Annotated in this window: 7 protein-coding genes and 1 pseudogene; 1 reads left to right on the forward strand and 7 read right to left on the reverse strand. The window is 63.4% G+C overall.

What is annotated here, in order from left to right; translation table 11 throughout:
* The 5 genes and pseudogenes from carB to RKP46_RS02900 all read right to left on the reverse strand — a co-directional run.
* Positions 1-865: pseudogene (gene carB / locus RKP46_RS02880) on the reverse strand (carbamoyl phosphate synthase large subunit); the annotation flags it as partial.
* Positions 858-2,009: a glutamine-hydrolyzing carbamoyl-phosphate synthase small subunit gene (carA, locus tag RKP46_RS02885; protein WP_311105231.1), complete on the reverse strand. Its 1,152-nt coding sequence runs from the start codon at positions 2,007-2,009 to the stop codon at positions 858-860. The gene carA and the pseudogene carB, both read right to left, overlap by 8 nt.
* Before the next feature lie 214 nt (positions 2,010-2,223).
* Complete coding sequence (locus RKP46_RS02890; protein WP_311105232.1) at positions 2,224-4,770, reverse strand: response regulator; 2,547 nt, start codon at positions 4,768-4,770, stop codon at positions 2,224-2,226.
* Positions 4,771-4,806: 36 nt separating this feature from the next.
* Complete coding sequence (gene dapB, locus RKP46_RS02895; RefSeq protein WP_311105233.1) at positions 4,807-5,613, reverse strand: 4-hydroxy-tetrahydrodipicolinate reductase; 807 nt, start codon at positions 5,611-5,613, stop codon at positions 4,807-4,809.
* A 2-nt stretch (positions 5,614-5,615) separates the two neighbouring features.
* Positions 5,616-6,035, reverse strand: a complete 420-nt coding sequence (locus tag RKP46_RS02900) for an outer membrane protein assembly factor BamE (RefSeq protein WP_311105234.1) — start codon at positions 6,033-6,035, stop codon at positions 5,616-5,618.
* Between the two features lie 283 nt (positions 6,036-6,318).
* Between RKP46_RS02900 and fur the strand changes: the two genes are divergently transcribed.
* A complete protein-coding gene (gene fur, locus RKP46_RS02905; protein ID WP_311105235.1) occupies positions 6,319-6,807 on the forward strand; it encodes a ferric iron uptake transcriptional regulator in 489 nt (162 codons plus the stop codon).
* Between the two features lie 33 nt (positions 6,808-6,840).
* Here the strand turns inward: fur and RKP46_RS02910 are convergent, their stop codons facing one another.
* Positions 6,841-7,707, reverse strand: coding sequence for a peptidoglycan DD-metalloendopeptidase family protein (locus tag RKP46_RS02910; RefSeq protein WP_311105236.1), 867 nt, complete (start codon positions 7,705-7,707; stop codon positions 6,841-6,843).
* A 23-nt stretch (positions 7,708-7,730) separates the two neighbouring features.
* Entirely contained in the window at positions 7,731-8,594 is an 864-nt protein-coding gene (locus tag RKP46_RS02915; RefSeq protein WP_311105237.1) for a neutral zinc metallopeptidase, read from the reverse strand.
* Between the last annotated feature and the right edge of the window lie 188 nt (positions 8,595-8,782).

The raw sequence follows: 8,782 nt of genomic DNA on the forward strand, positions 1-8,782 counted from the left end.
AGATGGCGAACTGCACATTCGAGCCGCCGGTATCGACGCCGATCTCGCGCAGCACGGCGATGGCCGCGTTGCGCATAATCTGGTATTCCTTGTCGGTCAGCGTCTGCGCCGGCGCGACGGTGATGGAATCGCCGGTGTGCACGCCCATCGGGTCGAGGTTCTCGATCGAACAGACGATGATGCAGTTGTCGTTGCGGTCACGGACGACCTCCATCTCGAACTCTTTCCAGCCGATCAGCGATTCTTCGATCAGCAGTTCGCTGGTGGGGCTGGCTTCCAGACCGCGCCGGCAGATGTCGACGAACTCTTCCTGATTGTAGGCAATTCCGCCGCCCGAGCCGCCCATGGTGAACGAGGGGCGAATGATCGCCGGGTAGCCGATCATCGCCTGGACCTGCAGTGCCTCCTCCATTGAGTGGGCGACTGCCGAGCGCGCCGAATGCAGGCCGATGCGCGTCATCGCCGCCTTGAATTTTTCTCTGTCCTCTGCTTTGTCTATGGCTTCGCGCGTGGCGCCAATCATTTCGACGCCGTAGCGCTCGAGTATGCCGTGTCGGGCGAGATCGAGCGCGCAATTGAGTGCCGTCTGTCCGCCCATCGTCGGCAGCAGCGCGTCCGGGCGCTCGCGCGCGATGATCTTCTCCACCACCTTCCAGGTGATCGGCTCGATATACGTGACATGCGCCATTTCCGGATCGGTCATGATCGTCGCCGGGTTGGAGTTGACCAGGATGACGCGATACCCTTCTTCACGCAGCGCCTTGCACGCCTGCGCCCCGGAATAGTCGAACTCACAGGCCTGGCCGATGACGATCGGTCCTGCGCCGATGATCAGAATGCTCTGAATGTCTGTACGCTTAGGCATAGGTTGCCCTGTGGTCTTGCATCATCTTGACGAAGCGGTCGAACAGCCTGGCGATGTCGTGCGGTCCGGGGCTGGCTTCCGGATGCCCCTGAAACGAAAACGCCGGCACGTCGGTGCGCGCGATTCCCTGTAGCGATCCGTCGAACAGCGAAACGTGGGTCGGCACGAGGGTGTCGGGCAGCGTCTGGCTGTCGACCGCGAAGCCGTGGTTCTGGCTGGTGATCAGGACCTGCCCGCTGGGCAGCTCCTTGACCGGGTGGTTGGCGCCATGGTGGCCAAACTTCATCTTGACCGTGCGCGCGCCGGAAGCGAGCGCCAGCAGCTGGTGGCCGAGGCAGATTCCGAAGACCGGAACGCGCTGGGCAAGAATCTGGCGAATCGCCGCGATCGCGTAGTCACAGGGTTCCGGGTCGCCTGGGCCATTCGACAGAAACACGCCATCGGGTTGGTAGGCAAGGGCTTCGGCGGCGGAAGTCTGCGCCGGCACGACAGTCACCCGACAGCCGCGCGCAGCCAGCATGCGCAGGATGTTGTGCTTGACTCCGAAATCGTAGGCGACGACATGCTTCTGTGCCGGCGGCGGCGGACGGTAACCATCGCCGAGCCCCCATTCTCCTTCGCTCCACTCGTAAGGCGCAGCCACACTGACGACTTTGGCGAGATCCATTCCAGCCAGTCCGGGGAAAGCGCGCGCCTGCTCGATCGCCCGCTGCGCATCGATTTCGCCGGCCATGATGCAGCCGGCTTGCGCACCTTGTTCGCGCAGGATGCGCGTCAAGCTGCGCGTATCGATTCCGGCGATCGCGACCATTCCGTGCGCCTGCAGGTAAGCCGGCAGTGTCTGCTCCATGCGCCAGCTTGCCGCGCGTACCGGCAGGTCGCGAATGATCAGGCCCGCCGCGTAGTTGGCGCGTGATTCGAAGTCTTCCGCGTTGCAACCGACATTGCCAATGTGCGGATAGGTGAGGGTGACGATCTGGCGGCAGTACGAGGGATCAGTAAGGATCTCCTGGTAGCCGGTCATCGCCGTGTTGAAGACAACCTCACCACTGGTGTAGCCTTCCGCACCAAGCGACTGGCCCTGGAATACCGTGCCGTCGGCCAAGGCAAGAAGCGCAGGCGCAAGTGTGGGTAACAAGGACACGCAAGACTCCTGTTGATACCGCGATTGAATGCCTTGCCTGCCCGATTTTGTGCACACACAATAAAAGCGGGAAGACCGCATGGTCCTCCCGCTCGGATCGTGGCAAGCTGGCGGATTATACCCGAGCAGCGCGTCCTGTTGGACACTTTGCCCTTGGCCAGGCGGGTGCTCTGGCCGGCCACCGAGCGCTCCCGGTGCACCTCGGCGTGCCCGCTCAGTGGGCCATGCCGCCGCGTACGAAGCGCTCGATTTCCGGTTTGAGGCGGCTCATCTCCTGACTCAGGACGGCGCTCAGGTGTTCGCAGCGCGGCCAGTCCACCTCGCCGTCGAGCGGTCTTGCGCTGCGCTCGAGATCGAGCGCAAACCGTCTCGCCTTCTCGGCGTGGAACATGGCGAGCAGGCTCTTCAGGGTATGCGCGGCGAGCGAGAGTTGCGCTGCGTCCTTGGCGCGCAGGTTGGAACGGATGCGCGCCAGATGCTGATCCCATTCTGCGAGCAGCATGCGCGCCATGGTCAGCAGTAGATCGTTGTCGCCCAGATCGCGAGCAGCCGCGCCGAGATCGAGCGAGGTGGCCGAGAGAAGACTCTCGGGAGAGGCGAGCGCTGCCCCCGGGCTGCTGTCCTGGCCGAGCGAGCGATCGATCACGGCATAGAGTTCCTGCGCCTTGATTGGCTTGGCGACATAGTCGTTCATCCCGGCACGCAGGCAGCGGTCGCGGTCGCCCTCCATCGCATTGGCGGTCATCGCGATGATGCAGACCGAGGTGAACTGATCGGAAATCACCCAACTGCGCCGCATTTCGCGCGCACGAATCGACTCCGTCGCCTCGATCCCGCCCATCACCGGCATCTGCATGTCCATCAGGATGAGATCGAACTTCTTCTGCTCAAAGTACTCGACTGCCTCTTCTCCGTTATTGGCCAGGGTGATCCGGTAGCCACGCTTCTCGAGCAGGCGGCGCGCCAGTTCCTGGTTGACCGGATTGTCCTCGACCAGCAGGACTTCGAGGCTGCGCCGTTGCTCGTCCACCAGGCGCGCATCGAAGTCGAACGGAGCGAGGATAGCTTGGCTATCGCTGGCGCCGGCAACGAGCCGCAGCGCAGCGAGCAGGTCTTCCGGCGCAATCGGCTTGACGAGATGCGTGACGCCCGGCAGGTTGCGCAGACGCTCAAGATCCTGGCGCTGTTGCTCGGTGGTCAACAGGACGATCAGCTTCTCGCGGCATGAACCGCTTCGCCATGCTTCGGTGAGCGCCAGACCGGCGGGTGCGCGCATCGAAGCGTCGACGAGAAGGTAATCGTACGGCTGCCCGCTTGCCCGAGCCGTTTCAATGGCCGTCGGTGCGGCCGGTGGGTCACCAGCGATCGACGTTTCGACGCCGATCTCCTGCAGGACCTCAGCCAGCTGTCGGGCGACGATCGGGTGCCCGACGAGCAGCAAGGCGCGTTGACCGCGGTAACGCTCGCTTCGGCGTGGGTTCGCCACCGCCGGTTCGACGCCCACCCGACAAGTGAAGTAGAAACTTGAACCCTGTCCCTCGATGCTCTCCAGCCAGAGTCGGCCGCCCATCAACTGGACGAGGTGCGTGCAAATGGTCAGGCCGAGTCCGGTGCCGCCAAAACGCCGGGTGGTCGACTCGTCGGCCTGAGAAAACGCATCAAAAATGGCGTCTTGCCGGGCCAGCGGAATGCCGATACCGGTGTCGCGCACGGTGAAGCGGAGAACGGCGGCAGTCGCCGCACTGCTGTCAAGCGTAGCGGAAACCTGGATGTCACCCGACTGGGTGAACTTGATTGCGTTGCCGACCAGATTGGCGAGCACCTGACGCAGGCGCGCCGGATCACCAATCGCCCTGGGCGGAAGGTCTGGCGCCAGCGTGACGATCAGTTCCAGACCCTTGCGGTGCGCGGTCACTGCCTGCCCACGTGCGACCTCGAAAACCAGGCTGGGGAGGGCAAACGGGACTTCCTCGAAATGCAGCTTGCCGGCTTCGATCTTCGAAAAGTCGAGAATATCGTTCACGATCGCCAGCAGCGATTCCGCGGACGACTTGACCGTCTTCAGATAGTGCCTCTGTTCGGGATCGAGGCGGGTATCGAGGGCCAGGTCGGTCATCCCGATGATGCCGTTCATTGGCGTTCGAATCTCGTGGCTCATGTTGGCGAGGAAGGTGCCGCGTGCGCGGTTCGCGGCTTCGGCCGATTCCTTGGCGACCAGCGCGGCCTCTTCGGCCTGCTTGAAATCAGTGATGTCGCGTTGCAGGATGAGCAGCCTTGATGGTTCCCCGCGCTCATTACGGGCGGCGATACGCCCCTTGACCAACAACCATTTCCAGGCCGTGCTCTTGGTCTGCAGACGGCAGGTCGTCTGGAAGACGGCCGAAGCGTTCTGGTTGTGGGCAGCGACGGCGGCATCAAAGCGTCTGAGGTCTTCCGGGTGCGCCAGGCGGCGCCAGGCGACGATGGTGTCGGGGACCTCGTCCTCGGCAAATGCGAGCAGCTTCTTCCAGCGGCGTCCTGACTCGATGCGCCCGCTGTCCAGGTGCCAGTCGGAGAACGCATCGCCGGACAGGTCGGCCTGCACGCTGTGCAATCGGGCGTAGCGGGCGAGCAGGTCGTCGGCCGCCTCAAGAATCCGCGTGAGGCGTACGCCCGCTTCGGAATCGTGCATGGCCAGCGAGCGAATCAACTGTCCGAGTGCGTTCTCCGGGTCATCGCCGAGCACGCCGGCCAACTGTCGGGCAAGGAAATGGGCTTTCACCAGCAGTACCGGCGCGCTCAGGCGGCGCGCAAGGCGTCAGCGCAGGCCGAGCACATCCTGCATGTCGAACAGGCCTGCCGTTCGGTCGGCAAGAAAACGCGCTGCGCGCAGGCTGCCGAGTGCGTAGGGTAAGCGGCTGCTCGCCTTGTGGCCAATCTCGACGCGTTCACCCAGACCGCAGAACATTACGTTGTGGTCGCCCACGATATCGCCGCCGCGTACGGTGGCGAAGCCGATCGATGTTGGCGAACGCTCGCCGGTCACGCCTTGGCGAGCGTAAACAGCGCACTGCCCCAGGTCGCGCGCCAGCGCCTGGGCAATCACCTCGCCCATGCGCAAGGCTGTTCCCGACGGCGCATCCACCTTGTGCCGATGGTGCGCCTCGACGATCTCGACGTCGTAACCGTCGTGCAAGATGTGCGCTGCCGTTTCGAGCAGTCTGAGCACGACGTTGACGCCGACGCTCATGTTTGGCGCGAAAACGATCGGAATGTCGCTTGCTGCGCGGCTGATGGCCTTCTTGCCTGCGCCATCGAAACCAGTCGTTCCAATGACGATGGCCACGCCGTGCCGGCGGCAGAACTCGAGATGTTGCAGCGTGCCTTCCGGTCGGGTGAAGTCGATCAGGCAACTCGCCCGGGAAATCGCCGCTTCTGCGTCGCTGTCTACGACGACGCTCGACGGCAGGCCGACCATTTCGCCGGCGTTTCGACCCAGGGCCGGCGAGTCGGCGCAATCGAAGGCGCCGACCAGCCTCGCTTGCGCGTCGCGCAGCGTCGCTTCAATCAGCATTTGTCCCATACGACCGCCGGCACCGGCGACGGCAATTCTCAACCCATGCATGGCTAGAGCCCAAAAAAATCCATGACCTTGCTGAAAAAACCCTTCCCTTCAGGGGGCCGCGCAGCCGTCTGCCCGTCCATATCGAGGCTGCCCAGGTCAAGTTCGCGAGTGCGGCTCTCGACGAGAAAAAGCTGATCGCTCCTCTCTGCTGCTGTGACATCGCCAGTGACGCGAAGCAGTCTGCCTTCGCCGTCGAAGAAGGCAGACAATCGACGCTGCTCGACTGCACCGGTCGCCCCCTTCTTGAGCCAATAGACGTAGTCCCAGCGATTGGCGTGGAAGATGTCCACCAGGATCGGTGTGCCAAGAATGAATCGCACCTGATCCTTGCTCAGACCTGGGCGCAACTGCGAAACCATTTCTTGGCTAAGGACATTGCCCTGCTGGACATCGATGCGGTATTCGTTGACGATACGCGGCACCGTCGAGCACCCTGCCAGCAAGCCGGCAAGCAGCGCCGTACCAGCGAGTCGCAAGAAGATCACTTTGTTCAAATCGCGCGAAAGCCCAGGTTCTGATTCTGAAATGGTATGACAAATCCGTCTGGTCGCCTGGTCGGCGCACCAGCGCAGCGCTCGCCGGGGGCTGGTGGGTGGCGATGAGCGGTAAAATCGCTGCGACCCGCCGGCTCCGCATTGCCAGCCGCTGAAGGTATATCATAACCGAAAACCCCCTTTTTCATTGCCAGTCGCTCGAGGCAAGCTGATGAGCAGTTCCGAGAACCTCAAGACCATCGGGTTGAAAGCCACGCTGCCGCGCCTCAAGATCCTCGCCCTGTTCGAGAAGAGCGAGATCCGCCACCTCTCGGCGGAAGATGTGTATCGCTTGTTGCTGGCCGAAAACCTCGACATCGGTCTGGCTACGGTCTACCGTGTCCTGACGCAGTTCGAACATGCCGGGTTGCTTGATCGCCACTATTTTGAAGCGGGAAAAGCGGTGTTCGAGTTGAGTGCCGGCGAGCATCACGATCACCTTGTCTGTATCGACTGCGGCCGCGTCGAGGAGTTCTACGATAGCGAGATCGAACGTCGGCAAGCGCACGTTGCCAGCGAGCGCGGTTTTCGCATCCGTGCGCACGCACTCCATCTGTTCGCCGAGTGCAGCAAGACCGACTGTCCGCATCGCGCGCAGCATGCGCAGACCTCGCGCTTGCGTCAACTCGGCATCGGCAGCGACCGTCAGGATCCGCCCTGAACGCTTACCGCGAGCGCTGCCGGCTACGCTGTGTTACGGCGTCCGGCGGTCGGTCGAGACGAACAACCAGGGGTCGACCATGGCGCCGTTCAGGATCACGCTCCAGTGCAGGTGCGGTCCGGTTGCGCGCCCGGTCATGCCCGAACGTCCGATCACCTGCCGCTTGTTGACCGGGTCGCCAGGTGATACGTCAAGCCGCTCGAGGTGACAGTACATGCTGAGCAGGCCGTTGCCGTGGTCGATAAATACGGTTTTGCCGTTGAAAAAGAACTCACCCGTGGCGAGCACCGTGCCACGCGCGTTGGCCTTGACCGGCGAACCCGTCGGTACTGCGATATCGAAACCGGCGTGTGGCGAACGCGCTTCGCCGTTGAAATAGCGGCGCACGCCGAAACGTCCAGTCAGCCGCCCTTCGGCGGGGAGGGCGAAGTCGGTGTCGGTGTCGGACACTGAACGCCAATGCCGTTTGAGTACCTGGATGGTCTTCATCTCAGCTTCGACGCGCGCCAGGTCGCTCGCCGACAACTGCACCTTGCCGGTATCCTTGAGCGTGATGCGCTGTTCGGGGTAGCGTTTGGCGACGACCGGGAAGCGCACGCTGCGCTGCAGGCCGCTGGCGTCGACCACGCGCAGTTCGTGCATGGCGACTGGCGTGTCAAGCGCCAGGCCAACGAGCGCAACCCATTCATCCCCGTCGGCGGCAACCAGGACCTCGTGTTCGCCGAGCCAGGCGCGCGGTCGCTCGGCGTCCGAGACGAGCGCGCCGAGTGCAACCCGGGCGACTCCCCCGGGCACGTTGGCCGCGCGTGGCAGCGAGGCCGCGGCTGGAGCGGCCAGCGCCAGGGCCAGCGCCAGCGCCAGGAGCACGCGCTGAGCGAACGAAGCTGGACGTGCTCGCATCGTCAGCGTGCCGGCGGGCCGCGCTACAGCGTCGCGGCCGAGAAGGTATCGCACTGGCGTACGTCGCCGGTTTCCATTCCGCGCTTGAACCAGCGAACACGCTGCTCGGACGAACCATGCGTGAAGGATTCCGGGACGATCTGGCCGCGCGTCTGCCGTTGCAGGCGGTCATCGCCGATCGCCGAGGCAGCGGTCAGCGCCTGTTCGGCTTCCCCGGGTTCGAGGATTTTTTTCATGCTGTCCGCCCGGTGTCCCCAGACGCCGGCAAAGCAGTCAGCCTGCAGTTCCAGTCGCACCGACAGCGCGTTGGCGGCTGCCTGGTTGCCACTGCCTTGCTGCGCCCGGTGAACCTTTTCAGAAATACCAAGCAGGTTCTGCACGTGGTGGCCGACTTCGTGTGCAATCACGTAAGCCTGCGCGAACTCGCCCGGGGCGTGAAAACGCTCACGCAGATCACGGTAAAACGAGAGGTCGATATAGACCTTTTGATCGGATGGACAATAGAAAGGGCCCATGGCCGATTGCCCGGTACCGCAGGCGGTCGGCGTCGTGCCGCTGAACAGAACCAGCCTCGGTTCCTGGTAGCGCTTCCCCGCTTCGGCAAACACCGCTTGCCAGGTGCCTTCGGTGCTGCCAAGCACTTTCGCCACGAAGACCCCCATTTCGTCGTTGGCCGGCGGTCGCGCCGCCGGGCGCCCTTGCCCCGACGAACTGGGCGAATTCGAGGCCAGGCCGAGAATCACCGATGGATCGATCCCGAAGAAGTAGCCGGCGGCGAGAGCAATGACCAAGGTGCCAATGCCGACGCTGCCGCGCCCCATGCTGATACCGCCGCCGCCTCGCCGGTCCTCGACGTTCCGGCTTTGCTCCTGATCATCCAAACGCATGCTTCATCCTTTCAGCGTGTAGCGACCCCAGTCGATCAGCGCCAATCTTAGCAGAACGCCGCTTGCCTTCGAGCGTTGCTCGGCGAGGCGAGCACGCATGAATCGTCCTCCGATCAGGCGGTTTGTGTGGTCGAAGCAGGCAGAACGTGCACAGCATCCAATTTTCGTGCATAATCCGCGCACTTTTT

This window comes from Accumulibacter sp. (assembly GCF_031732815.1).
In the GTDB taxonomy this organism is placed as follows: Bacteria; Pseudomonadota; Gammaproteobacteria; order Burkholderiales; family Rhodocyclaceae; genus Accumulibacter.

Coding starts and splice junctions, on each gene's coding strand:
- RKP46_RS02910 (WP_311105236.1), bottom strand. CDS start 7,707: ATGCGAGCACGTCCAGCTTCGTTCGCTCAGCGCGTGCTCCTGGCGCTG.
- RKP46_RS02915 (WP_311105237.1), bottom strand. CDS start 8,594: ATGCGTTTGGATGATCAGGAGCAAAGCCGGAACGTCGAGGACCGGCGA.
- dapB (WP_311105233.1), bottom strand. CDS start 5,613: ATGCATGGGTTGAGAATTGCCGTCGCCGGTGCCGGCGGTCGTATGGGA.
- fur (WP_311105235.1), top strand. CDS start 6,319: ATGAGCAGTTCCGAGAACCTCAAGACCATCGGGTTGAAAGCCACGCTG.